Here is a 25,897-nt window from a genome sequence, read left to right as displayed (position 1 = left end):
ACATTGAAAGGCTCTTCCCTGAGCTTTGGTGCAAGTTCGCCTGAACGGTGAGTCATGCACGTGCTGTGCATGACTCTTTACCGCCAAGGGCCGCGTGGTGCCCAAGGCGGTAAATCAAACAAGGATCAGGTCAAGACGACCCGATACCTTACTGAGCATTGATCCAGATGGTCTTAAGCTCGGTGTACTGATCATGCGCCCACTGCGACTTGTCGCGACCGCCAAAGCCTGACTCGCCGTAGCCTCCGAACGGCGTCGAAGCGTCGCCTTCACCGAAGCAGTTGACGGTGACGATACCGGCACGAATCTCGCGCGATAGACGGATCGCGTTGCGCAGGTTGCTGGTGTAGGCCGAGGCCGCCAGGCCGTAAACGGTGTCGTTGGCCAGGGCAATGGCTTCATCAATGGTGTTGAAGGTGGTGACGCTCAACACCGGGCCGAAGATCTCTTCGACGAACAGTTTGTCGCCGGCGTTGACGCCATCAACAATGGTCGGCTCGATGAACACGCCATCACGGGTGTTGCCGCCTTCGACCACTTTAAGTTGCGCCTCGACGGCGTGTTCCAGGTACGAGCGAACCTTCTCGAAATGCGCTTTGCTGACCATTGCGCCCAGGCGGTTGGCCGGGTCCAGCGGGTCGCCCAGTTGCCAGTCGCGCACGTGCACCTTGATGCGCTCGAGCAGCTTGTCTTTGACGTCGCGGTGCACGATCAGCCGCGAGGACGCCGAGCAGTTCTCGCCCATGTTCCAGAACGCACCGGCCACCAGGTACTGGGCCACTTCGTCGAGGTCTTCGACGTCGTTCATCACCACCGCCGGGTTCTTGCCACCCAGCTCCAGTACCACACGCTTGATGTTCGACTCGGCCGAGTACTTGAGGAACAGCCGACCGGTGTCGGTCGAGCCGGTGAAGCTCACCGCCGCGATGTCCATGTGCCGGCCAATCGGCTCACCGACTTCGCGGCCACCGCCAGGCACGATATTGAACACGCCCGCCGGTACGCCGGCCTGATGGGCCAGCTCCGCGACGCGCAGGGCGGTCAGGGTGGTTTCCTTGGCCGGTTTGACCACGATCGAGCAACCGGCGGCCAGCGACGGGCCGATTTTCCAGGCCAGCATCAGCAGCGGGAAGTTCCACGGCAGCACCAGACCGACCACCCCGATGGCTTCACGCACCACGGTGGTTACCGCACCGGCGCCGGTCGGGGCGCTGAAGTCGTAAATCTTGTCGATCAGCTCGGCGTGCCAGCGCAGGGTGTGGATGGTCTCCGGCACGTCGACGTTCTGGCATTCGCTGACCGGCTTGCCGCTGTCCAGGCTTTCCAGCACCGCCAGTTCATGGGTGTGGTCTTCCAGCAGTTGGGCAAAATCCAGCAGGATATGCTTGCGTGCCGCCGGCGCCAGCTTGCTCCAGCGACCGTCTGCGAAAGACTCTTTAGCGGCTTTGACCGCCAGATCGACGTCGTCGCTGTTGCCGGCGGCGATGTTGGCCAGCAGCTCACCGGTGGCCGGGTTGGTGGTGGCGAAGGTATTGCCCGACAACGCATCACGGAATTCACCGTTGATGAATGCCTGGGTCGGGAATTTCAGTTCAGCGGCCAGCGCCTTGTACTGTTCTTTGCTCAGCAGGTCGGCCATCTCAGGCACCTCCGGTGATTTGCGCGATGTTGCGCTTGAGGGTGCTGACCACCTCGCTCAGCGCTTGTTTCTCGGAATCGGTCAGGCCTTGCAACGGCGCACGCACGCCACCGGTTTTCAGGCCTTGCAGCTCGCTGCCGTACTTGATCGACTGGACGAACTTGCCGTTTTCCAGGAAGTCCATCAGCGGCATCAGCTCAGCCATGATCCGACGGCCCTTGTTGAAGTCTTTCTCGATCACACAGGCCTCAAACAGCGCCACGTGCTCACGCGGGATGAAGTTGGAGCCGGCGCAAACCCAGCTCTGTGCGCCCCAGGCAAAGAATTCCAGGGCCTGGTCGTCCCAGCCGCACGACAGGGCGATGTTCGGGTATTTCACCGCAGTGCGGTGCAGGCGGTTCATGTCGCCCGAGCTTTCCTTGATGGCGATGATGTTTTGCACATCGGCCACCGCATCGAAGAACTCGTCGTCCATGGCCACGCTCATGCGGCCTGGGTAGTTGTAGAGCATGATCGGCAGGCCGGCAGCGCGGTCCACGGCTTTGACGTGAATGGCGATTTCCTGCTGGGTCGGCAGTGCGTAAGGCGGGGTGCCGACCAGCAGCGCGTCAGCCTTGATCGACTTGGCGTGTTCGGCATAGGCCACCGAATCTTCGGTGCGAATCGCGCCGGTGCCGATGATCAGTGGCAGGCGGCCGTTGATCACGTCCTTGGCCTGGGCTGCCAGGTCGAAGCGCTCCTGGCTGGTGTGCGCGTAGTACTCACCGGTGGAGCCGCCAATGATGATGCCGTGCACCTTCTGAGCGATCAGGTATTCCAGAACCTCGGCAAAGGCCGAAGCGTCGATCGAGCCGTCAGCCTTGAGCGGGGTGATGGCCGGAGTGTAGATGCCTTCGAATTTCATGGGGTTAACCTCCACTGGATAAGACGCCGCGCTCATCGGCGCGGCTGGTTGTTTTTCAGGACAGCGAAGCCGCCTGCTGCAGGTTCAGCGAGCGGGTTTCAGGGGCAAGAGCAAGGGAGAACAGCAGCCCGACCAGGGTCACGGCGGCGGCGGCATACATGGTGAAACCGATGCCGTAGCTGTCGAGCGCCATAGGCACCAGCCAGGTGCCGACCGCTGCGCCGACCCGCGACAGCGAGGTGCCGACGCCGACCGCGCAAGCACGGATTTCGGTCGGAAACAGCTCGTTGGGGTAGACCAGTTGTAGCACCTGGGCGCCGCCGATAAATAGCGCGTACGCACCGAACAATGTAAGGATCAGGACCTGCGAAGCGTCGTGGAAAGCGGCCAGACCCAGCAGCGCGATACCCGAGAGCAGGAAGCTATAGATCAGCATGCTGCGCCGGCCCATGCTGTTGATCAGGTTGGTGGCGATGATGCAGCCGATCACGAACAGGAAGGTGATGATGATCGAGCCAAAGGCCGCCCAGTCACCCTTGAGGTTCAACGCCGCCAGCACCGTCGGCGCGAAGGCGTACACGGCAAACACCGGGATCACCGAGCAGCTCCAGAACATCGCGACGAACAACATGCGCTTGCCATAGCCCGAATGCAGCAGGCTGAGTACCGACAGTTTTTTCTCTTTCGGTTGCTCAGGCAGGTTCTGCAACGAGAAGTCCGGGCCATAGACCTGTTTGATGATTGCCTCGGCTTCGCCGGGCCGGCCTTTACCGAGCAGCCAGCGCGGCGACTCGGGAGTCCCCAGACGGACCAGAAACAGTGCCGCACCAATGATTGCCGAGCTGGCCAGCACCAGACGCCAGCCGTCTTCGCCACCGTGACGCAGGATGAAGTCACCGGACAGGTAGGCCGTCGCAGCACCGGCGAACCACAGGATGGTCAGGGTCGCCAGACGCGGGCCGCGGTATTTCTTGGGCAGGAATTCGACCAGCAGCGAGGTGGCCACCGGGTACTCGATGCCCACCGCCACACCAATCATGAAGCGCAGCAGAAACAGGGTCACTTCCGACTCGACCCACAACTGCGCCACCGAGGCCAGCACGAACAGGGTCGGGCCAACGAAGAAAATGCGTTTGCGACCGAACCGATCGGTCAGCCAACCACCGAAAAAGCCGCCGAAGAAAATGCCGATCAGTGCCGAGGCGGCGATCATGCCTTGCCAGAACGCACTCAGGCCCAGTGCCGCCGTCATCTGCAGCATGCACACGCCGATGATGCTCAGAACGTAACCATCGACAAACGAGCCACCACCGGAGCGGACCGTCAGCAGCTTGTGGAACGAGTTGAGCGGTACGTCCTCGATTGAGGTATGGGGCATTGTCATTATTGTCTCCAAAAACCGTTAATTCAGGCCAAACGCACCCGTAAAGCCGAACAGCGGTTCAGCCCTGAAAATCCGTCAAGCCTTGTGAATCCGTGGAACCGGCCGTCTGGACGACCGTTGAGGCGAGCACACGATCTCCCCGCCTGCACGCTTAGCTTTCCCGTCCTGCCCGGTACTGCCCCCACATCAGGTTGAAGTTCACCCCTGCCGAGAGAAACGGCTCTGGCGGGTTGCGGTTCGGACCCGGCGAACCCAGCAGGTAATCGGTCAGGTCGTTGCGCTGCCCGGCCAGCCAGTTGGCCAGCAAGGTGCCGGTCACTGTGCCGCGGGTGATGCCCAGGCCGTTACAGCACAGCGCACCGAAAACGTTGGGCGCCAGCTCGCCGAAGTGCCCGGCGTGGTTGCGCGACAGCGCCAGGGCACCGCCCCAGGTGTATTCGAAATCGACCTGCGGCAGCATCGGAAAACGCGCCGCGAACGACGCACGGTGGCGGTTGACGAAGCGCTGCAGAGACTTCTGGTTGGCACGGCCGTCCGGGTTGAAGCTGAAACTGTTGCGGATCAGCAGACGGTTGTCCGGCGTGCGCCGCACGGTGGTGCCGAAGGTGTCGGCCGGAATCACGCCCCAATAGGGTTTGCCGCCCAGCCGCTGCTGTTCTTCATCGGTCAGGGTGCGGGTGATGCTGGCGTAGGTGAACACCGGCAGCATGCGGCCTTTGAGAAAGCCAAAGCTCATGCCGAACGCATTGTTGGTCAGCACCAGTTTGTCGGCGGTGATACTGCCGTGGGCATGGCGCAGCACAATCTTGTCGCCGTACTCCACATCGGTGATCGGCGTGTGTTCATATAAGATGACGTTGGCCGGCAGCGTGTCGGCCAAGCCTTTGACCAGCGCTGAAGGCTGGATCAGCACCGTGCCCGGAGTGAACAGCGCCTTGCGATAGAAATGCGTGCCGATGTGCGCAGGGATGTCGGCTTGCTCGATCACCTCGTAAGGCTGGCCGAGTTTGTCCAGACCACGACGGTAGGCATCCAGCACCGCAATACCACGGTCCTCCACTGCCGCCTGATACTTGCCGCAGGCTTTCATCTGGCAATCGATACCATGCTGCTCGACCACCTCACGCAGCAACGACTGGCCGGTGAGGTTGAGCTTCATGTTGATATTGGCGGTGTCCAGATCACCGATGTAGTCATCGGCACCAATGTCGTGGGGCAGGTCGATGGCGAACCCGGCGTTACGCCCGGAGGTGCCAAAACCCACTTCCTGGGCTTCGACCAGGACGATTTCGTCATTCGGGAAATTCAGCGCCAGTTGCCGGGCAGCCGCCAGGCCGGTAAAGCCGGCACCCACCACCACCCAACGCGCGGAACTCTTGCCGGCATGGGCAGGCTTTGGCTGGCGCTTGCGGCTGAGGTGATACCAACCGCAGGTGGTATCGTCTGCGGGCAGATGAGTTACTTTCGTCATTGCTGGGACCTGCGCTTATTGTTCGATTTGTCTGGCCTGCTGTGCCGCCAGGTGTAGCTACTCAATAGGTAAACGCCACCGAAGCGGCCATGGGTGTGGCGTATTCGGCCATGCGCCGTCTGGACAGCTCGAAATGCTCGCCCACCACCACCGCTGCCCTGGCGGCGTCGCGCTGCTCGATGGCTTCGATCATCTGGTCATGCTGCTCGCAGGCCAGTTGCAGGTCGCGCTGCATATCATCGCTACTGGGGTGGCGGTAGAAAATCCGTCCGAGCCGCGCATGGTCGATCAGCAAGCGGCGCAGGCTGGGCAGCAAATAATCGTTGTGGGCCATCTTGCCGATTTCGAGATGGAAGGCATCGTTGTGGATAACCCGCGCATCGACGTCGTTGTCCACGATGGCCTGGCGAAACTGTTCCTGAATACCTTTGAGCACCACAATCTGCGCTGCACTGGCATGACTGGCCGCCAGTTGCGTGGTGGCGCTGTAGATCAGCGGCGCGGCCAGAAAAAAGCCGCGCAGCGACTCATGGCCCATTGACGCGACCCGCGGTGCGCGCTGGGTTTCCAGCTCGATGTAGCCTTCGGCGGCAATCTGGCGCAGCAGCTCACGCACTGGCGGACGTGACAGACCGAACTCGTTGCCGAGCAACAGTTCATCAATGACCTGACCCGGGATCAGCTCCATGTTGAGGATGCGGCGACGCAGTGCATCGCCCAAGACAGCCTTACGGTCCTGGGGAGCGTCGGCGCTGGATTGATCGACTTCGGAACAGGCTTTCATGGTGATTATTCTGCTGGTCGCGGAGAATGTCTACAATTTGTCTACCAAATATAAGAGCCCGTAAGACAATGTGTCTACATCGTTTTCCGCGGGTGTCGCTCCCAGACAACAGCGCTTCTTGCCGAAGCCTGTCAAACCAATGAAAAATCAGCAGGTCGCTGAAGAACGCCGCTCATCGATGTCGGTTTGGGAGCGTTTTCAGCGCGGACTGAAGCGCTTTTCAAACTGCCCGGCACCGGCTTTGAGCAGGCCGGCCTGCACCAGCAAGGGAGTGATGGCCGCGTCAGGCTGTACCTGACCGCTGAGCTGCAGGCGTTGCTGCACAGGTTGCATACGGGCCTGCAGGTGATGTTCACCAGCGCGCTCGATCTCGGCCAGCAGTTGCAGACCTTGCTGGCAAGTGGCCGAGATCCGGGCACTGCCCAGGGTCAACGACCAGGGCGCCAGCATCGCGAGCTGCTGCCCGCTCAGTTCACCCTGGCTGTCGATACAACGGCTGCCGCGCGCCTCGAATTGCAGCGCGCCCTGCCACTGGCCATCGAGCAGGTAGTCGCTGCGGGTAGTGGCCTGCGCCGGGGCAGGTTGCAAGCGGGCTTGCCAACGCCACGGCCAGCCCTCGACACGCAAGGCCCAGGCTTGCTGCTGAAGGCCGGCATCGACCTGCAATTGGCGCTGCAACGGGCGCAGTTGCCAGCTCAACGGCCCGACCAGCCCCAGCCGCTCGATACGCCCATGCCACAGGCTGCCGCTGACCTGTTCAGGCTGCCAGCCCGGCGCCCAGTCGAACCCGCGCAACACCCAACTGGCGGGCAGCTTGACCAGCAGGGTCAGGGCGAACACCAGCACACCTGCGCACCACAGGCCACGACTCAAGGTTGCGCCCCGCTGCGGCTGACATCCAGATTGAACACCAGCCCCGCACCGCTTTGCTCCAGGCTCCAGCGCAGCGGCCGGGCGCCCTGCTCCTGAACACCGCGCATCAGTTGCGCAAGCTTCTCGGCGCGCGACACCTCGCCGCGCACCTGCCAGACTTCGCCACGCTGTTCGACGGCGGTCAGGGTCACGCCACGGGCGCTGGCCAGTGCCTGCCAGCGCTCATTGCTCAACCCGTCGCCGCGCTGCAACAGCCGCGCCTGACCGGCCAATGCCTGCCAATGCTGCACGGACCGGACATAGTCGACCAACGGCCGGCCCAGCAATACCAGCACCAGCGTCAACACAACCACCCAACCGCCCAGCAACAGATAACGGCGCGGCGCTGGCAGCACGGCATAGCCTTGGGTCAGGCGCTGCAACAGATCATTCATGGCTGGGCTCCCAGATCGAAACGCACGCTCAGCAGCGCGCCGTTTTCACTCGGCTCGGCACTGGCGGTGGCGCCAGCCGCTTTCGCCAGGCTTTGCCAATGGTCGGCCGCAGGCCGCGTGGCATTGCCACTCAACACCAGCCGCCAGGTACGACCATCGAAGTAACTGCCTGATACGCCCCAGCCCTGCTGGCTGCCCAGCCAGTTGCCGATGGCCTGTTCAAGCATCACCAGTTGCTCTTGCCGCACCCGCCAGTCGGTCTGTTCGCTCTGTAAGCGCGCCAGCTCACGACTGGCCTGACGGGTATTGGCCACCGGACCGGTCAGCGCCTGGACCTCGGCCTTCCAGCCCGGCACCTGGCCGAGCCACTGCACCAGGCTCAGGCTTGCCCAGCCAAGGCCCAACACCGCCGCCATCGCCAGCAGACGGCGTTGCACAGGATTGAACAGCGCGGTTCTGGCGCGCCGCACTTGGCGCACGTCCAACAGGTTCGGCAAGCGCTGTAAATCCGCGTACTGCGGCGGCCAGTCGCCGTGCATGCAGGCGTCGCTGCGCCAGCCTTCAGGCGGCTCGCCCAGCGCGTCTGGCCACACCAGCCACTGCTGGCGTCCTTGCTCATCGGCGCGCACCAGATAGCGCGCATCATCACGAACCCAGCAACGCACCTCACCAGCATCTGCCAGAGGCATCAGTTGCGGTTCGGCCCATAGATACTCAGGCGCGATACCCAGTTGCTCGGCCTCGCTCAGCCATTGCTGAACCTGCGCCTTGTTGACCACCAGCAATTGCAGGTGCCCGGCGCTGCGCGCCAGGCAATGCACCTGCACCTGCTCCGGCGGTTGCTGCAACTGATCTTCAAGCAACAGCGGCCATTCATGACGCTTGAGCCCAGGCGGCGCTGCGACCTGAAAGTGGCTGCAATGCATCGCCGGAATCAGCAGCGCCACCCGTGCCGCTTGCAAAGTATCGGCCGGTGGCGGCCAGCTGCCCTGTTGATTACCCGGTACACGCCGCCACTGCCAGCCGCCAGCTTCGGGGCGTACCAGCAGCCAGGCACATGGCTTGCGGCGGCCGGGCGACAGGCGCTCAAACTGATTAATGAGGGCTGTTTTCAAGGCGTGAGATCCGCAAGATTAAAGGTGCATACATAAGGTGACCCCTGATAGTCGAACGCCAGCCGCACACCGCGGGTCGGTGATGCGGCGACGCTGGAAGGGAACGCCAGCCAGCGATTGCCCTGATAGAAGCTCCACTGCACCCGGTCGACGCCCTCCAGCTGCTCACGGCGTTGCCAGCGCGGCGCAGCAAGCGCGTACAAGTCTTGCGAAATGGCCACGCTCAGGCGCCTCTCGCGTTGTTCATACAACAGCCGCTGACGCTCCTGACGCGACGCAGCGCCCGCCTCGGGCCAGGCGCTGAGCGCCACCCAGTCGAGCTGGTTGGCAGCGGGTTGCCAGTCCAGCGCGTGCAGCGGCAACGGCAAACGCTGTTCATAAAGCTGGCGCACGATCAGGCTGTCGAAGCGTCGTTCCAGCGCCAGGCAAAACTCCAGCACTTGCGGCTGCTCGCTCGCCTCGCCCAGCCGCTCACGGACCTTGCTCCAACCGTTGACCAGCGCCGCCAGCACCACGCCCAATACGGCGGTCAGCGCCAGCGCCACCAGCAGCTCAATCAAGGTCAGGCCGCGCGCATGCTTCATAGTGGCCGTACCAGAAACAGGCTGAATTGCCCCAACGGCTCACGCTCGTCGCGACTGGCGAACAACGTCAGTTCACCACGGCGCAGGTCACGCACGCCGGTCATGCCCAACTGCAGACGCCAGTGGCAGGTCTGGTTGCCCTGCTGCAACTGGCCCTGCACCTGGTTGGCCGCCGGCCAGTACTGCTCGACACTGAAACGTGCTTCCAGCTCCCGGGCGCACAGGCTGCCGAGCCGATGCTGCTGCACCGCCTGATGCACCGCGATACGCTGGCGCAGCATCTGGCTGACCATCACCGTCATCACCGCAGCAATACCCAGTGCGACCATGACTTCCAGCAAGGTGAAACCGCGCTGCCGTTTCAATGCGCTAATCACAAGGCGTCGCCTCGCAGCAGCCGGTTGTCACTGCCCCAGCGCCAATTCTGCTGCCCGTCCGGCCATTGCCAACGCAAATTCACCGGGCTGGCGACACCGGCTGGGGTGAAGATCACCCGAGGTTCACCGGATGCTGGCCAGTCGGCACGCAACGCCTGCGGCCAGGCCGATGACCGCCAAGGCTCAACCCGCCACTGGCCCTGCTGCCAGCGGACGAACTCAGGCTGGTGGCCATTCCAGCGCAAGCCGCTCAACTGCCCGCTATGCCGGGCCACGGCAGCCTGCTGCTGCGCCTGAGCGGCCAACTGGTCCAACGCCTGTAATGCGGCGCCCGGCCCGCCATTGAGCCAGGCCACACTCAGGCCACTGAACAGGCCGACGATCAGCAGCACGACCATCAGTTCCAGCAGCGAGAAGCCGTGGCTGCGCGTCACCGTTACAGGCTCCAGTTACCAATGTCGCCGTCGGTGCCCTCGCCGCCTTCGACACCATCGGCGCCCAGCGAATAGATGTCGATGCGTCCGTGCTGGCCCGGCGCGCGGTAGCGGTACGGGTTGCCCCACGGATCATCCGGCAGGCGACGAATGTAGCCATCGGCACGCCAGGCACGGGCCAGCGGCTCGACGCTCGGCGCCTTGACCAGTGCGCTCAGGCCCTGCTCGCCGCTGGGGTAACGCAGGTTATCAAGACGGTACATGTCCAGCGCCTGCTCCAGGGTCGCCAGGTCGGCCAGCACTTTCTGGCGCATGGCCTTGTCCTGGTTGCCGAGCACGCTGGGCGCGACCACGGCGATCAGCAGGCCGATGATGAAAATCACCACCATGATTTCCATCAGGGTGAAACCGCGCTGGTTGCGGGAACGTGGCATAACAAAAGTCTCCATGAATCAGAAGGACAGGCCCTGGTTGAGCTGCATGATCGGCAGCAGCACGGCGAGGACGATAAACAGCACCACCGCGCCCATCACCAGGATCATCAGGGGTTCGAACAGCGCCATGAGTGTGTCGACCTGGCGGGTGAAGCCACGCTCCTGGTTATCCGCGACCCGTTCGAGCATGTCGGGCAGCGTGCCGCTGGCCTCGCCGCTGGCAACCATGTTCAACAGCAACGGCGGGAAATGCCCGGCGCCGGTCAAGGCACGGTGCAGGCTGACCCCGCCTTCGACCTGGGCCTGGACGCTCTGCAACGCGCGATGCACCTCGCGATTACCGACCGTGGCGGTGGCTACCTGTAAAGCCTCCAGCAGCGGCACGCCGCTGCCGGCCAGAATCGCCAGGCTGCGCGCCAGCCGGGCGCTTTCCAGGACACCTAGCAGCTCGCCGACCTGGGGCCAGCGCAACAGCGAGCGGTCCAGGCGCAGCCGCCAGTGCGGCTTGCGCAACAACCAGCCAGCGCCCGCACCACCGAGCACCAGCAGCCCGAGCAACCACGGGCCGGCCCACACCAAAGCGTCACTCAGGCCGATCAGCAGCCGGGTCACCAGCGGCAGGGTCTGGCCGCTGTGGTTGAACTGTTCGGTGAGCTTGGGCACTACGAAGGTCATCAAGCCCATCACCACCGCCAGCGAAACCAGCATCAGCACGGCGGGATAAATCATCGCGGTGCGCGCCTTGTGGCGCTGGCGCTGGACCTGCTCCAGATGCTCGGCCAGACGCTCCAGCACCGACGCCAGCTTGCCAGAGCGTTCGCCGGCCTCGACCAGCGAGCAATACAGGCCATCGAACAGGCCACCCTGACGGCGCAGGCTCTGGGCCAGACTGTGACCTTCAGCCAGCGAGCCACGCACCGCCACCAGCAGGTTGCGAATCGCTGGCTGTGCCAGTTGTCGCTCCAGCGTGCCCAGCGCATCGACCAGCGCAATGCCGGCGCTGGACAGGGTCGCCAGTTGCCGGGTCAGTTCACATAGCTGGCCATGATTAAGCCGCTGGCTGCGCGGCAGCCGGGTGCTGGCAGCCTGCACCTGCAGGCTGCGGGCGAACAGGCCCTGTTCGCGCAGCAACTGCCGGGCATGCCGTTCGTTCTCGGCTTGCAGGCTGGCCTTGCGCAGACGGCCGGCCTGGTCCAGCGCCTGATAGGAATAAGTCGGCATCGGTCAGCCCCGTACCGCGCGCAGCACTTCGGCCAGGCTGGTCTGAGCGCTGCGCAGACAATCGCTGGCCATGGCCGCGAGGGTCTGGCGCTTGCCCTTGAGGTAATCGTGCATCGCCACCTCACTGGCGCCGTCGTACAACAGACGAATCAGGCCGTCGTCCAGTTCGATGAACTCATACAGGCCAATTCGCCCGTCGTAGCCACTGCCTTGGCACTGCTCGCAGCCGACGGGATGGTAGCTGTGGGTCAGCTCGGCCAGTTCCGGCCATAGTTCGCGCTCGGCCGGCTGCAAGGGCTGCGCGGTCGCACAGTGGCACAGCCGACGTACCAGCCGCTGGGCCATCACGCCCTTGAGGCTGGAGGCAATCAGAAACGGCTCGACCCCCATGTCCCGCAAGCGTGTCACCGCCCCCACCGCGCTGTTGGTGTGCAGCGTTGAGAGCACCAGATGCCCGGTCAGGCTGGCCTGCACGGCGATCTGTGCGGTTTCCTGGTCGCGGATTTCACCGAGCATGATCACGTCCGGGTCCTGACGCAGAATCGCCCGCAGACCACTGGCGAAGGTCAGCCCGGCGCGCGGGTTGATCGCGGTCTGGCCGATGCCGGTGATCGCGTATTCCACCGGGTCTTCGACGGTGAGGATATTGCACGAGCCGTCATTGAGCCTGTTGAGGCTGGCGTACAGCGTGGTGGTCTTGCCCGAGCCGGTCGGCCCGGTGCTGAGCACGATACCGTTGGGTCGTGCCAGACAGGCGCGCAAGCCGCGCTCGACAGCTGCGGGCATGCCGAGGTTGGCAAGGTCCAGCAGGCTGGCCTGCTTGTCCAGTACCCGCATCACCACCCGCTCGCCGTGAATGCCCGGCAGGGTCGAAACCCGGATGTCGACTTCACGGCCTGCGGCGCGCAGGGTGATACGGCCATCCTGGGGCTGGCGCTTTTCGGCGATGTCCAGCCGCGCCATGACCTTGATCCGCGACACCAGCATGGCCGACAAGGCCCGCGGCGGACGCAGCACTTCGCGCAGATGACCATCGACCCGCAAACGGATCACCAGGCTGGCTTCAAAGGTCTCGACATGAATGTCCGAAGCCTGCAGCCGCAGCGCTTCGCCAAACAGGCCGTTGATCAGGCGGATCACCGGCGCGTCGTTGTCGTTCTCCAGTAAGTCCTCGATCTTCGGCAGCTCGCTCATCAGGCTATCGAGATCAACCTGGGCGCCAATGCCTTCGATCAGCGCTGCGGTGGCCGACTCTGCGGCCTGGTACAAGCCGCCCAGCCGCTGCTCGTAATCGGTGGCGCTCAGATGCTCGACCGCCGTCGGCCGACCATGCACGCGCAGCACTTCCTGCAAGGTGTCGGTATCGGCCCCGGCGCGCAGCCATAACTGCCAGCCCTGCTCGGTCGGCACCCGGGCAACGCCGGCTTGACGTGCCAGGCGGTAAGCCAGCAGACCACTCACCAGCTCACCTGGCCCAGCCGCTCGCGGCTCGACGGGAACAACTGCAACAGGTTGTCGCTGGCCTTGCGCTCGGGCAACGCCAGGTTGGTCGTGGTTTTGAGGTTCTGGTACTTCTCGCTACTCAACTGCGCCAGGGTCTGGTCGTCACGAACAATGCGCGGGCGGATAAACACCATCAGATTCTGTTTGACCCGCTGGCTGGCGCTGGAACGAAACAGCCGGCCGACACCGGGAATGTCACCCAGCAGCGGCACCCGCTGGTCGCTGTCGGTGGTCTCATCACCAATCAGCCCGCCCAGCACCACCAGGCCGTTGTCGGCGACCATCACCTTGGTCTTGATCTCGCGCTTGTTGGTAATCACATCGCTGGCCGCTGCGCTTTCGGCAATCGAGGAGACTTCCTGGACGATGTCCATGCGCACGGTGTTGTCGATGTTGATCTGCGGCTTGATGCGCAGCTTCACCCCCACTTCACGACGCTCGATGGTCTGGTAGGGGTTGGCGTTGTTCTGGGTCACCGAACCGGTGACGAACGGCACTTCCTGGCCGACCAGGATCGACGCCTCTGCGTTATCCAGGGTCAGCAGGGTCGGGGTCGAGAGCAGGTTGAAGCCGCTCTGGCCTTTGAGCGCGTTGATCAGGGCGATGAAGTTCAGCCCGCCGCCGATATGCCCGACCCCGGCGGCAGCGCCCTGCACGCCCGAGAGCAATTGCGCCAGCCCGGTGCTGTCGCCACTTTGCGCCAGCGCGCCGACAGCGGCCACGCTTGGCGTAGTGCCGCCCGGAAAATTGATCGTGCCGCCGCCCAGGCTGTCGTGCTGGAACAGCCACTGCACGCCAAGCTCTTGCACGCGGGTGTCGGTCACCTCGGCAATAATCGCCTCGACCACCACCTGGGCGCGGCGAATGTCCAGTTGCTCGACGATACTGCGATAGGCCGCCAGTTCACTGTCGGGACCGACCATCACCACCGCGTTGGTGCCCTCTTCATATTCCATGCGCACGCCGTTGCTGCTGACCACCAGCGGCTTCTCGCCTTCGCCAGCCGTACCGGGCGGCGCTGCGCTGTCTTCCTGACCCAGGCCGCGCAGCACCTTGACCACCTCAGCTGCATTGGCGTGGCGCAGGTACATCACCACCGTATTGCTGCTTTGCAAGGCATCACGCGGTTTGTCCAGTTGCCGCAACAGGGCCCGCACGCGCTGGCGGCTGTCGCTGCTGCCGCGCACCAGCAAGGCGTTGCTGCGCGGGTCGGCGACCACCTGGGCACTGTCGGCGCCCTGTTCACGGGCCAGCAGCCGCGTCATCAGTTGTGCGGTGTCATTGGCACTGGCGTGCTTGAGGGCCATGACCTCCAGCGGTTCCTGGCTGACCTGATCGAGCTGCACCAGCAGGTTGTCGATGCGGTCTAGGTTGCTGCGCCAGTCGGTAATCACCAACAGGTTGGCCGACGGATACGGCGTGATGACCCCGACTCGCGGGTCGATCAACGGCCGCAGGATATTGAGCATCTGTTCGCTGGCGGCATTGCGCACGTTGAATACCCGGGTGGCCATGCCGTCGTTGGCCTTGCCGTTGCTGCGTTTGGACTCCACCGGCACCGGCTCAAGCCGCGCCGACTCGTCCGGAACGATCTTCACGCTGCCGTTGGGCAAGTCCACTGCGGCAAAGCCCTGGGCACGCAATTGCGCAAGAAAGATCGCATAGATCTCGTCACTGCCAAGCATCTCGATGCTGCGCACCGTGACCTTGCCCTTGACCCGCGGGTCGATGATGAACGTGGTGTTGGTGATGCGCGACACGCTGTCGATGAACTCCGACAGTTCGGTGTCGACGAAATTGACCTCGTAGACCGGCTCCTCTTCAGCGCCGGCCTGGCCCACGCCCAGCAGGCAGCACAGCAGGATAATGCGCAGGGGATGACGAAAGTGCTTGATGATCATGTTCAGCCCTGTTGCTTGATACCAAATGGAGGACGCTGCGCCGGCCACGGCAGCCGCTCGCGCTGGCCGTGGTTGTCGAAGATCAGCCCGCGTTCGTCGATGTCTTGCAGCACGATACCGGGGGCCAGCCGCTGACCGCGGCTGAGGGTGCGCTGGCGCTGTTCGAAGCGCAGCACCACCACGGTGGCCGCCAGGTCACGGCTTTTAAGGCCGCCTATGTATTCGATCGGCAGGCGGGTCAGCGGCAAGTCGCCGGAGGTCACCGCCTGGCTGTGCCAGTGCTCGCTCAACAACTGCGGCAGCGGCGCCAGCGTGACCGGCGCGGCGGCGCTGGCGCTCTTGCTGCTGATCTGCAACACACACTGCGCCGCCAGCCAGCCGCACAACGCGACCAGCAGCAGATGACTGGCACGGGTGAGGCGGCTCAAGCGTTTGTCTCGCGCGGGTGCCAGCCAGGATGGCCCTGTACGTAACGCACCGGCGGCAGCGCCAGGCTCGCCAGTTGCCAACCGTCTGGCTGTTCGCGCAGCCAGGCTTCCAGGTGTTGCCACAGCGGCTGGCCGGTCTGGGCATCGACGCCCGGACCAAAGGTGCGGCACAGGCCTTCAGGTTCGCCCAGGCCGCTGACACGTTTGCCACTGGCGCTGTAGGTGACCTGCCAGGGCTGGCCGAACCAGCGCGGCAGGTCCTGGCTGTTATCGAGCAATAGCGGCTCACCGAACAGTTGCTCGGCGGCGTTTTCCAGCACTTGCGGCACCTGTTTGGCCGACACATCGACCACCGGCGCCGGATAGCTGCCGGTCAGGCTGAGCAGGTGTTCGCGGGTAATCATCTGCCCACGCTGCAACGGGCTGTCATACCGCAGGCCGGGCAGCAGCACCAGGCTGTCAGGCTTTTGTGCCAGAGCCTGATGCAGCAAGCGGTCCCAACTGCCGCCGCGTACATCACGCCGCCAGAGCGGCTCTGGTGCCCGCGCCAGCGGCTGGTCGAGCCAGCCGGCGTGGGCCGCGCGCTGCTGCTGGGCAAGCTGGCGAATCCGCTGGGCCTCGGCCTGATCGGCCGCGCTCAGCGCGCCTTCCAGCGCCGGATAAAAATGCGCGCTGAACTGCCACTGGCCGTTGCTTTGCTGGCAGCGAATACGAAAGGCGCCGCTGGCTCGCATGCCGCCGAAGATCACCGGCACCTGCTTGCCAGACGCTTGCAGTGCCTGCACCGGTTGCGGCCACAGGTCCTGGCCACGGGCACAGAGCAGAATATCCAGTTGGGGAATCCGTTCGGCCAGCCACAGCCCGGGGCCGGTGCCCGTGTCGGCCAGGGCAATCACCAGATCGGCTTCGGCGCGCGCCTGCTCGAACGCCGGCCGCAGGTTGTCCAGCCATTGTTGCAGCGACGGTTTTTGATCCTTCGCGTAAGGGTCGGTGACGCCCACCACCGCGATGCGCAGCCCGCCACGGCTAAAGAAGCTCACTGGCCGGGTGCCGAAACGCTGCGCGGTTTCAGCGTCCAGCCCCGCGCCCAGTACCGGATGTTTGAACTGTCGGTACAAACCGGCACAGGCCTGCGGCCAGAGCAGACGCTCGTCACTGCTGACCCGTACTTCGCTGCCCAGCAGCGCACTGCCCTGTACACCGGACAAGCCTTGGGTCAGGTACGCCAGGCCACTGCCATTCCAGCACTGGCCGTTCTCCAGAGTCAGGCTATTGCCTTCCCCGGCCTCGTTGCGCAGGCGCTGTAACACGGCGCCAAGCACCGGGTAACCGCCCGTTTGCACCTCACCGGCCTGGCTGGCATCGAGCAATGGGTCAAGCATGCGTTGCTGTGCGGATCGCGCATTGGCCCCGCTGATCCAGGGGGCCTGGCCGATCCGGGTCGCCGGGCCAAGGCGCGTGGCAGGTACTACCGGCAGGCCGGGCTGGCGTGCGTCCAGGGTATCGGCGACGTACAGCAGGTCGACCTGGCCACCCTGGCCGGCGACCCCACCCAGCGTCGAACAGGCCGATAACCAGGGAGCCATGGCGCCCATGGTCATCCACCCCAACACACCGCGCCGCCGCAAAGAGACCATCGTTCACACACCTTGGAACTGTTTCAGTACAGGGGCGGCATATTGGCGATGACAAATGACAGTTTGATGGCAGTTTTGCAACTAAGGAGCCATCATCGGTGCCATCAGCAGCTGAGAAAAAGCGCCACTAACAGCAATGGATTTTTCCCGTCTTTACGACAACCAATGATTGTCAGACAAACTAACAATCGAACTCAGGACTCGCGGTGCACAGTTTTAATAACGCTAAACCTGATAAAAATCAGTCCACTGCGTCAGGCTAAGGAAAACGGCAGGTTGCATTAGAGTTTGCTCAAGCGCCTGTTACATATTGAAACAAACCCTCTAAAGCTGGTGGCATAATTTAATCAAACTGCCAATTAATCATCACACTTGGCTCTTAAAGTCCGCGGTTCCTTTTCCAAACCAACTCTCATAAAAGGACCTGATGGATGAGTCGTGATACCGGCGATAACCTGAACCGCAACCCGAGCGTCAACGAACCGATGGGTTCAGTCATCGACACGTACCTGAGCCGTCGCAGCGTCGTGCGCGGTGGCCTGGGGGCGGCGATTGCCCTGATTGCCGGTACTGGCCTGACCGGCTGCTTCGACAGCGGTGGCGGCAGCTCCAGTGATGACGCGCCGACCACGCCGACCAATCCGGTCACCCCGACCCCGGAAGTGCCGAAACTGAAGCTGGGCTTCAACTCCATTCCTGGCTCGCGCACCGACGCCTGTGTGGTGGCGGCCGGTTACGTGGCCCACGTTCTGGCGCCATGGGGCACCCCGTTCAACAGCACCGCCAATGCCTGGAAAAACGACGGTACCAACACCTCTACCGACCAGGCCAACTCGGCCGGCATGCACCACGACGGCATTCATTACTTCCCGATCAATGGCAGCTCCACTGACGGCATCATCGCCATCAACTACGAGTACATTGATGAAAACGCCCTGCACCCGAATGGCCCGACCACCGTTGCCGGCAAGCGTCCGGTTGAAGAAGTGCGTAAGGAAATCAACGCCCACGGCGCCGGTGTGATGCATGTGCGCCGGGTTGATGGTCGCTGGCAGATCGTCGATAACGACCCGCTCAACCGCCGCTTCACCACCGCCTCGGTGATGAACCTGTCCGGTCCGCTCAAAGGCACCGACCACGTCAAAACCAAGTTCTCTCCGGACGGCACCCGCACCCGCGGCACCAACAACAACTGCGGCAACGGCTACACGCCATGGGGCACTTACCTGACCTGTGAAGAAAACTGGCCAGGCATTTTCGTCAACAAAGGCACCGTACCGGCCGATCAACGCCGGATCGGCGTGGCCACTGGCGAGACCAACTACCAGTGGGAAACCGCCGCCGGTGACAGCTCCGAGGTCAACGACGAGTTCCGCCGCTTCAACATCACCCCGACCGGTGCCAGCGCCACGGCGGACTACCGCAACGAAGCCAGTACCTACGGCTACATCGTCGAGATCGACCCGTACACCAACACCAGCGTGCCGGTCAAACGCACCGCGCTGGGCCGCTTCCGCCACGAAGGTTGCTGGCCGGGCCTACTGACCGAAGGCAAGCCGGTGGTGTTCTACATGGGTGACGACTCGCAGAACGAATACCTCTACAAGTTCGTCTCCACCGCACTGTGGAGCGCGGCCGACGCCAACCCGAGTGATCGTCTGGCCACCGGTGCCAAGTACATGGACAGCGGCAAGCTGTACGTGGCGCGCTTCAACGCGGACGGCACCGGCACCTGGCTGTTGCTCGACACCACTTCCGCGACCACCGACGGCAGCACCCTGGGCGCCAAATTCACCGACCTGCCGGGCATCATCCTCAACACCCGCGGCGCAGCCGATGCGGTCGGTGCCACGCCGATGGACCGCCCGGAATGGACCGCCGTCAACCCGGTCAATGGCGACGTGTACCTGACCCTGACCAACAACTCCAGCCGCACCACCGCCAACGCTGCCAACCCGCGTGTGCCGAACCGTCACGGCCACGTGATCCGCTGGCACGACGCCGACAACCAGACCTCGTTCACCTGGGACATCTTCGTCTACGGCGCCAACGCCTCGGGCACTGCCGACCTGAACCGCTCCGGCCTGACCGAACTCAACCAGTTTGCCAGCCCGGACGGCATGACCTTCGACAGCCGCGGCATCCTGTGGATCCAGACCGACAACGGCGAATCGACCATCACCAGCTACACCAACGACCAGATGCTGGCGGTGATTCCGAGCAACATGGTGGACGCCGCCGGCAAGCAAGTCCCGGTCAACGCCAGCAACCAGGCCGACCTGCGCCGCTTCTTCGTCGGCCCCAACGGCAGCGAAGTGACCGGCGTGACCTTTACCCCGGACAACAAGAGCATGTTCATCAACATCCAGCACCCGGGTAACTGGCCGTCCACCCAGGTGGCCACTGACGTCACTGTCGGCAAGGTACGACCACGGGCGTCGACCGTCGTGATCCAGCGCGCCGACGGGGGCGAACTGGGGGTCTGATCGACCCGGATTGCGATACCCCCGGTAGGAGCGGCTTCAGCCGCGAAGGCCGCGATGTGAAGGCTTCGCAGCTGAAGCTGCTCCTACGGGGTTGCGTGTTTGCTGCACGACAGCGTGGACACGCCACTCAGGTCCAAACGCAATCCCACAACGGGTAATCTCCCTCGCTTTCGACCAATCCTGCGCGAACCGGGTTGGCGATCACATAGCGCGCCATATCCAGCACCTGCTCTTGCGTCCTCGCTGCGTGGTCGTGGTAACCCTTTTGCCAACGTAGTGTCTGGTTGCCGCAAGCACGATTGATCGCATAGGCATTTGCGCCTTTAAGCTGCTGCATCAGTTGGCTCAAGGAACCTGAGCGTAGCTCGAACAACCAGTGCAAGTGATCCGGCATCACTACCCAGGCCAACGAATTCACCGCCCCAGCCTCATGCAGGCAACGCAGTTGTGCGACCAGCATCCGACCAATATGAAACTGCGCAAATACTGGAGCCCGTTCCCGGACGGCACATGTCACCAGATAGATTTGCCCCTGTATCGAGCGGCGACCAATACGAAGATTACGTGCATGAGCATGAGCAGGCATTCCATTGCCCTCCTTGACATCCTCCCCGGCCTGAAGGCCGGAGATTCCTACGGCGCTCAGGCGCGGCATCGAGCCGCCCCCGAGTCGCTTCGGTGGGTTCCTGCTGCTGGCGCCATGACCTCTGCGCTCACTTCACAGGCTAACCGGGCGTGTCCCGCCCTTAGTACATTGATCGCCGCGACCACATCGGCGTTGCCTTCAAAACCACATCCCACACACCTGAACAGCGCCTGCGTCTGGCGGTTGGCCGCCGACACATGGCCGCAACACGGGCACCTGCGGCTGGTATTTTGCGGCGGCACGGCAATCAGCCAGCCGCCGCGCCATGCCAGCTTGTAGTCCAGCTGGCGACGGAACTCGAACCAGCCCTGATCGAGGATGGCCCTGTTCAGGCCTGACTTGGTCCGAACGTTTCTTCCCGGTGCCTCGGCCGTGCCTGCCGCCGACCTGGACATATTGCGTACCTGCAAGTCCTCGATACACACCATCGCGTGGTTTTGGCTGATCGTGGTGGAGCACTTGTGCAGATAGTCGCGGCGGGCATTGCCGATGCGCGAGTGAATGCGCTGGACGCGGGCTTTCGCCTTCTTCCAGTTGCGGCTGAATCTGACCTTGCGGCTCATCGCCTGCTGCGCTTTGCACAGCGCGGTTTCATGGCGTTTGAAGCTGTTCAGGGGTGCGTAGAACGAGCCATCCGAAAGCGTGGCGAACCGGGCAATGCCCATGTCGATGCCAACTGCCGCACCCTGTGCCGTGGGCTGCTCATCGATCTCTCGTTCGGTCTGGATGCTCACGAACCACTTGCCACACGACTGGCTCACGGTGATGTTCTTCACAGTACCCAGCGTCTCGCGGCTGTTGCGGTAGCGCAGCCAGCCCAGCTTTGGCAGAAACAGGCGGCTGTTGGTCTGGTCGAGCTTGATCTGTTTCGGGTCGGGATAGCGGAAACTGTCGTGCTGCCCCTTCTTCTTGAATCGGGGAAAGTCGGCTCGTCTGGCGAAGAAGTTGGTGTAGGCCCGTTCCAGATCCTTGAGGCTCTGTTGCAACGGGTGAACGGGCGCATCGGCCAGCCATGCGGTTGGCGGGCTATGGCGCCACTCGGTCAGCAACTTGCACAGGCCCGCATAGCCGAGCTTCTTCTCGCCTTGCTCGTGGCGCTCCTTCTGCAACGCCAGCGCCTTGTTGAAGACGAAGCGACAGGAGCCCGCAAAGCGGCGCATTTGCCGCTCCTGCTGGCCGTCTGGCATGAGTTCGTACTTGAAGGCTTGAAGTCGTTGCATGCTGCTCTTGAGCCATGAGCAATGAAGACGCCATTAGGCGCGGACGGCACGGTGTTTTCAAGGTGCATGCCCATGGGGTCTTTGTAACGAAATACCGCCGTAGAGGGGCATCTGTGTCGCCATGTTACTGCGCATCATCCTGCGGCGGTGCATCCATCGAACAGCAGCAGCCCCCCCCACGGCAACCAGGGACGGCTACGCCGTCCGCGCTATCCTTCCCCGCCCTGAACGGCGGGGCTTGTCGCGCCTCGATGGTCAGTGGCCAAACACCTCCCGTCCCCGCACCACCATCTGCTGCGCCGGCACCCGGCCATGCCACTTCACCACACCCCGCGCTTGCACCCGGTACTGGCTGCTGAACAGTTGCCCGTCCAGGCGGGTGTCGATTTGCAGCAGAAAATGATCACCATTGAGCAACAGCCCTTCGCTCAACCGGGCAAAGGCATCGTCATCCATTGCGCCCATAACCTGACGCAGGTCGCTGGCGTCTTTATAGCCGCTGGCCGGGCGGCCGGTGATCAGGCGGGTCAGTTGGGCGCGGGACAGTTCACCCTGGTACAACGCCTCCAGCAAGGGCAAGTGCGCAAGGTTCAGCGCATTGGCATTGAGCCGCCAGCCCTCGTGGTCCGGCAAGGCGCACAACGCACCCGCCACGCCGGGCATGCGCAGCGCCAGCAGGTTCAGTTCACTGATGTCGGCCATCGGCTGGTTGGCGGCCAGGCGCGGTGGTGACTGGCGTGAGTATTCGTGGTTTTCCGCGCCATGCAGGCGTGGCTGATGATTGCTGTCCAGCCAGTCGATCAGGCTGTCGGCCAGCCGCTCGGCGGCCAGGTCATCGCCCAGTAGATACAACAACTGACCGCGAGCGCGCTCTGCTTCCGGGCCGATCAGGCTGTTGACGTTGAAGCAGGTGTGCAGGTCGATAATGCGGATGCTGGAACTGCCACCCTTGAAGTCATAGCTCAGCGGCTGGCCGCGCAGCGCCTGCCAGAACATCGGGCTGGCACGCCACAGCGGGTCCTTGAGCGCCTGTTCGGCAAACGCCAGGGCGGCCTTCTCGATGGCGCGGGCCTGCACGCGCTGCTGGATCAGGCGCACGCCGTCGACCTCCTGACGGCCCTGTTGCACCAGCCAGGTCAAGCCACCGGCGAGCATGGCCAAGACCACCAGCACCATCAGCAGCGCCGCGCCTTGTTGTCGATTCCGGTCCATCATCACACCTGTCTGCCGCGTTGGAACATTAGGGGCTGTTGCCGTTTCAGCGCAACCCGCAGGGCCGTGGCTGTTTCGTCGCACGCCCTCCAGCAGACTGAAGCCTATGCAAACCGACAAAACAGACCTCGGCGCGGTTGTGATGAAACGGCAACAGCCCCTAGTCAACACAGGCAATGTTGCAACCTCATGTAAACCGCGCAAAAACGTCACGTGCCCGTCATACAGGCCCGGCAAGATGCGTGTTCATTTTGCAAATCAATTACCTGGAGCGTTGCGTAATGGGCGGTATCGGAATCTGGCAACTGTTGATCGTGCTGCTGTTGGTGGTCTTGCTGTTCGGCACCCGCCGCCTGAAAACCCTCGGTGCCGACCTTGGCGAGACGATCAAGGGCTTTCGCAACTCAGTGAGCGACGCCAAGGGCGACGACACCCTCGCGCATCACAACAGCCTGAACGACGCCAGCCGTGCAGCTGCGCAGCAAACCGAAAGCAAGCACTGAGGCCGGTCAGTCTGCGCTCTTGGCCAACTCGCCGATCTTCTCCAGCCGTGCGCGCACGATATTGCGGCTGATGCCCAGCAACCGGCCGGTCTGCAACTGGTTGCCATGGCAGAAACGGTAGGCCGTGCGGAACAGGGTTTCCTCGATGTGTTCGTACAGGTCCGGGATGTTCTGTTCGAACAGCGCAATCAGGGCACTTTCCAGATTGGCCGGCGGCGCCAGCGGGCGCGGCGCCGCCGCAGCCTGCACTGCTTCTTCCTGGCGAATGCCGGATGAACGCATGTCCACCAGATGCAGATCGGCAGGCTGCACCACTTCGTTGCGGCACACCAGCAAGGCGTGGTGAATGGCGTTTTCCAGCTCACGAATATTGCCCGGCCAGCTGTGCATCAGCAGCTTGCGCTCGCTCTCTTCACTCAGCGAGGCGCGGTTATAGCCCAACCGCTGGCAGTGTTCACCGATGAAGAAATCGGCCAGCGGCAGGATGTCGCCCGGCCGCTCGCGCAGCGGCGGCAGGCGAATGGTCGCGACGTGCAAGCGATAGAACAGGTCTTCCCGGAAGTGCCCGGCCACCACGGCGTCGGCCAGGTTGACGTTGGTCGCCGCCACCAGCCGCACATTGATCGGAATCGGCGTGCGTGAGCCCAGCCGCACCACCTCGCGTTCTTGTAAAACGCGCAGCAGCTTGACCTGCATGTTCAACGGCAGGTCACCGATTTCATCGAGAAACAGCGTGCCGCCGTCAGCGGCCTCGAACCAGCCGGCCTTGCTGTTGGTGGCACCGGTAAAGGCGCCCTTTTCATGGCCGAACAGTTCGCTCTCCACCAGTGATTCTGCGAAAGCGCCGCAGTTGACCGCCACGAACGGCTCACGGCCCCGCCGGCTCAGATGGTGGATATGCCGCGCCACCAGCTCTTTGCCGGTGCCGGTCTCACCGATGATCAGGGTATTGGCTTCACTGGGCGCCAGGCGCTCGATACGGCTGAGCAGCTCTTGCGAACGTGGATCCTTGAACACCAGCACGGTGGCCCGGACCGATTTGGTCAGTTCACGGGCATGAGGATGAGTGAGCAGCGACATGTTGCGTACCTGGCAGTGAAAGCGCCCGGCCATCTTTGCACGAAAGTTCATAGCTCCTTTAATTATTAATTTTCATTTGTTTATTCCCAAAAGGGATATATCGAAAGCTGTCCCTCACCCTGCTGCTCCAGCAGCAATCGGTCAGCAGTGGTTGCCTTGCAGCGCGCATCGGGCTGCGTCCCAGGCAACACCCAGCATCCGCCAAATTTCTCGACAAGCCACGCCAAACAAGGCCTGCAGGCGATTTTCCCGGGCATGGCATGCAACCTGCTCTGCTGCTGGCAAGCCGGTCACCGCCGGCATCCGCTCGCTACCTTTGCGTTTAAGGAACTGCCATGAAATTGATTCGCCCGTTCAAGCATTCGGTTGCCACGCTGGCCGTGCTGTGTTCGATCAACGTGCTGGCTGCCGGTGTGCACGCGCCCAAGCCCGACCCGCTGCAAGGCGATGGCCGGGTCTCGGCGTTCTACACCTGGGAGGACGTGATTCCTGACACCCCTGGCAAGTTGCTGCGCAGCGAACCGCTGGATGCCACCCTGAGCCTGCCCAGCGCCGCCTCGCAGCAACGCATCCTCTACTCCTCACTCAGTGGCATCGACGGCAGCACCCCGATCGCCGTTTCCGGCGCGCTGTTCATTCCCAAGGGCACCGCGCCTGAAGGCGGCTGGCCGGTGCTGAGCTGGGGTCACGGCACGGTCGGTGTCGCTGATATCTGTGCGCCGTCCTGGTCCGGCCGCTCGTACCGTGACGTGCAGTTTCTCGACCGCTGGCTGCGCGAAGGCTTCGCCATTGTCGCCACTGACTATCAGGGGCTTGGTGTGCCCGGCGGCCACCCGCTGCTGAATAACCGCGCCGCCGCCTACGGCATCCTCGATGCCGCCCGCGCCGTCGTGAAGTCAGTGCCGGGGCTGGCCAACAAAGTGTTGATCGTCGGCCAGTCGCAAGGCGGTGCCGGCGCCTTTGCCGCAGGCGCCTATGCCGCCACTTATGCACCGGACCTCGGCGTCAAGGGCAGCATCGGCACCGGGGTGATTTACACCGTGGGCGCCAAGAGCGTGGGCAATCAGGACAAGACCAAAGTCGATGCGGCGCTGACCTACGGCTTCTACACCTTGCTTGCGGCGCAGCAGTACGACCCGAGCATCGACCCGAAAGACCACTACACCGACAAGGCCCTGCCGCTGTTCGAGCAAGCACGCACCAGTTGCCTAGCCTCGCTGACCAGCGACGTGCTGGCGCTGGGCCTGACCCCGGCGCAAGCGCGCAAGGACAACGACGGCGCCAAGCTCAAGCCGTGGTCTGCCCAGGTCAGCTACCCGACCCTCAAGCTGGCCCAGCCGATCTTTATCGGCACCGGCGCCGAGGACAAAACACCTGCGGCCGAAACCCAACTGCAACTGATGAAGGACGCCTGCAAGGCCGGCTCCGTCGTCGAGGGTCATCTGTACAAGGGGCTGGGCCATAGTGAAACGGTCAATGCCTCGCTGAAGGACTCGATCCCGTTCGCCAAGAAAGTCATCGCCGGCCAGACCATTACTCCGATCTGCGAACCGACCGCAGGCTGATTGAAAAAGGGCCTTGTGTGCACCCGCCGGGAAGCTGCCAGGGCAGTTTCCCGTTGGCCCTC

General features: G+C 63.3%; 24 protein-coding genes. 3 read left to right on the top strand and 21 right to left on the bottom strand.

The genetic code is table 11. The annotated features are described in order from the left end of the window. Positions 1–148: 148 nt before the first annotated feature. The 17 genes from NJC40_RS09770 to NJC40_RS09690 form a co-directional block, all read right to left on the bottom strand. Positions 149–1,639: an aldehyde dehydrogenase gene (locus NJC40_RS09770; RefSeq protein ID WP_492180520.1), complete on the bottom strand. Its 1,491-nt coding sequence runs from the start codon at positions 1,637–1,639 to the stop codon at positions 149–151. 1 nt (position 1,640) lies between these two features. Continuing rightward, positions 1,641–2,543 carry a dihydrodipicolinate synthase family protein gene (locus tag NJC40_RS09765; protein WP_253142977.1) on the bottom strand — a complete coding sequence of 301 codons (903 nt, stop codon included), beginning with the start codon at positions 2,541–2,543 and terminating at the stop codon, positions 1,641–1,643. 55 nt (positions 2,544–2,598) lie between these two features. Next, positions 2,599–3,927, bottom strand: coding sequence for an MFS transporter (locus tag NJC40_RS09760; RefSeq protein ID WP_253142976.1), 1,329 nt, complete (start codon positions 3,925–3,927; stop codon positions 2,599–2,601). Positions 3,928–4,078: 151 nt separating this feature from the next. Continuing rightward, entirely contained in the window at positions 4,079–5,398 is a 1,320-nt protein-coding gene (locus tag NJC40_RS09755; protein WP_253142975.1) for an NAD(P)/FAD-dependent oxidoreductase, read from the bottom strand. A gap of 61 nt (positions 5,399–5,459) precedes the next feature. After that, complete coding sequence (locus NJC40_RS09750; protein ID WP_253142974.1) at positions 5,460–6,182, bottom strand: GntR family transcriptional regulator; 723 nt, start codon at positions 6,180–6,182, stop codon at positions 5,460–5,462. A 198-nt stretch (positions 6,183–6,380) separates the two neighbouring features. Next, complete coding sequence (gene gspN / locus NJC40_RS09745) at positions 6,381–7,055, bottom strand: type II secretion system protein N (protein ID WP_253142973.1); 675 nt, start codon at positions 7,053–7,055, stop codon at positions 6,381–6,383. Further along, entirely contained in the window at positions 7,052–7,489 is a 438-nt protein-coding gene (gene gspM, locus NJC40_RS09740) for a type II secretion system protein GspM (RefSeq protein WP_253142972.1), read from the bottom strand. Before gspM ends, gspN begins: the two co-directional genes overlap by 4 nt. Next, on the bottom strand, positions 7,486–8,604 hold the full coding sequence (locus NJC40_RS09735) for a type II secretion system protein GspL (protein ID WP_253142971.1): 1,119 nt from the start codon (positions 8,602–8,604) through the stop codon (positions 7,486–7,488). Before NJC40_RS09735 ends, gspM begins: the two co-directional genes overlap by 4 nt. Further along, a complete protein-coding gene (locus tag NJC40_RS09730; protein ID WP_253142970.1) occupies positions 8,601–9,188 on the bottom strand; it encodes a PulJ/GspJ family protein in 588 nt (195 codons plus the stop codon). Before NJC40_RS09730 ends, NJC40_RS09735 begins: the two co-directional genes overlap by 4 nt. Then, positions 9,185–9,517 (bottom strand): type II secretion system protein GspI, encoded by a 333-nt coding sequence (locus tag NJC40_RS09725; RefSeq protein ID WP_253142980.1) that lies wholly within the window; start codon positions 9,515–9,517, stop codon positions 9,185–9,187. Before NJC40_RS09725 ends, NJC40_RS09730 begins: the two co-directional genes overlap by 4 nt. Before the next feature lie 44 nt (positions 9,518–9,561). Continuing rightward, entirely contained in the window at positions 9,562–9,999 is a 438-nt protein-coding gene (locus NJC40_RS09720) for a prepilin-type N-terminal cleavage/methylation domain-containing protein (RefSeq protein ID WP_253142969.1), read from the bottom strand. A gap of 2 nt (positions 10,000–10,001) precedes the next feature. Then, positions 10,002–10,433, bottom strand: coding sequence for a type II secretion system major pseudopilin GspG (gene gspG / locus NJC40_RS09715; RefSeq protein WP_363321702.1), 432 nt, complete (start codon positions 10,431–10,433; stop codon positions 10,002–10,004). 18 nt (positions 10,434–10,451) lie between these two features. Continuing rightward, positions 10,452–11,654 (bottom strand): type II secretion system inner membrane protein GspF, encoded by a 1,203-nt coding sequence (gene gspF / locus NJC40_RS09710; protein WP_253142967.1) that lies wholly within the window; start codon positions 11,652–11,654, stop codon positions 10,452–10,454. 3 nt (positions 11,655–11,657) lie between these two features. Continuing rightward, a complete protein-coding gene (locus NJC40_RS09705; protein ID WP_253142979.1) occupies positions 11,658–13,106 on the bottom strand; it encodes a GspE/PulE family protein in 1,449 nt (482 codons plus the stop codon). Between the two features lie 5 nt (positions 13,107–13,111). After that, positions 13,112–15,058 (bottom strand): type II secretion system secretin GspD, encoded by a 1,947-nt coding sequence (gspD, locus tag NJC40_RS09700; RefSeq protein ID WP_253142966.1) that lies wholly within the window; start codon positions 15,056–15,058, stop codon positions 13,112–13,114. A gap of 2 nt (positions 15,059–15,060) precedes the next feature. Continuing rightward, positions 15,061–15,486: a pilus assembly protein PilZ gene (locus NJC40_RS09695; RefSeq protein ID WP_045487129.1), complete on the bottom strand. Its 426-nt coding sequence runs from the start codon at positions 15,484–15,486 to the stop codon at positions 15,061–15,063. Beyond that, complete coding sequence (locus NJC40_RS09690; RefSeq protein WP_253142965.1) at positions 15,483–17,123, bottom strand: bifunctional UDP-sugar hydrolase/5'-nucleotidase; 1,641 nt, start codon at positions 17,121–17,123, stop codon at positions 15,483–15,485. Before NJC40_RS09690 ends, NJC40_RS09695 begins: the two co-directional genes overlap by 4 nt. A gap of 431 nt (positions 17,124–17,554) precedes the next feature. Here NJC40_RS09690 and NJC40_RS09685 point away from each other — a divergent pair, with 431 nt between their 5' ends. Then, positions 17,555–19,609: a PhoX family protein gene (locus tag NJC40_RS09685; RefSeq protein WP_253118132.1), complete on the top strand. Its 2,055-nt coding sequence runs from the start codon at positions 17,555–17,557 to the stop codon at positions 19,607–19,609. Between the two features lie 127 nt (positions 19,610–19,736). On the opposite strand, the gene NJC40_RS09680 is transcribed toward NJC40_RS09685, so the two are convergent. From NJC40_RS09680 to gspK, 3 genes are all read right to left on the bottom strand, one after another. Further along, positions 19,737–20,195: an REP-associated tyrosine transposase gene (locus NJC40_RS09680; protein WP_253142964.1), complete on the bottom strand. Its 459-nt coding sequence runs from the start codon at positions 20,193–20,195 to the stop codon at positions 19,737–19,739. A 56-nt stretch (positions 20,196–20,251) separates the two neighbouring features. Next, positions 20,252–21,475, bottom strand: a complete 1,224-nt coding sequence (locus NJC40_RS09675) for an RNA-guided endonuclease InsQ/TnpB family protein (protein WP_492180519.1) — start codon at positions 21,473–21,475, stop codon at positions 20,252–20,254. 255 nt (positions 21,476–21,730) lie between these two features. Further along, positions 21,731–22,687 (bottom strand): type II secretion system minor pseudopilin GspK, encoded by a 957-nt coding sequence (gene gspK, locus NJC40_RS09670; RefSeq protein ID WP_253142824.1) that lies wholly within the window; start codon positions 22,685–22,687, stop codon positions 21,731–21,733. A 281-nt stretch (positions 22,688–22,968) separates the two neighbouring features. On the opposite strand from gspK, the gene tatA reads away from it, so the two are divergent. Further along, positions 22,969–23,190, top strand: a complete 222-nt coding sequence (tatA, locus tag NJC40_RS09665) for a twin-arginine translocase TatA/TatE family subunit (RefSeq protein ID WP_045487118.1) — start codon at positions 22,969–22,971, stop codon at positions 23,188–23,190. Between the two features lie 6 nt (positions 23,191–23,196). On the opposite strand, the gene NJC40_RS09660 is transcribed toward tatA, so the two are convergent. Further along, complete coding sequence (locus tag NJC40_RS09660) at positions 23,197–24,270, bottom strand: sigma-54 interaction domain-containing protein (RefSeq protein ID WP_045494198.1); 1,074 nt, start codon at positions 24,268–24,270, stop codon at positions 23,197–23,199. Between the two features lie 335 nt (positions 24,271–24,605). On the opposite strand from NJC40_RS09660, the gene NJC40_RS09655 reads away from it, so the two are divergent. Further along, entirely contained in the window at positions 24,606–25,835 is a 1,230-nt protein-coding gene (locus NJC40_RS09655; protein WP_253142825.1) for a lipase family protein, read from the top strand. Positions 25,836–25,897: the final 62 nt, after the last annotated feature.

It is taken from the genome of Pseudomonas sp. 21LCFQ02 (genome assembly GCF_024129895.2).
Taxonomy (GTDB): domain Bacteria; phylum Pseudomonadota; class Gammaproteobacteria; order Pseudomonadales; family Pseudomonadaceae; genus Aquipseudomonas.
The sequence above is the reverse complement of the archived record's forward strand: the minus strand, read 5'-3'. Positions and strand labels throughout refer to the sequence as shown.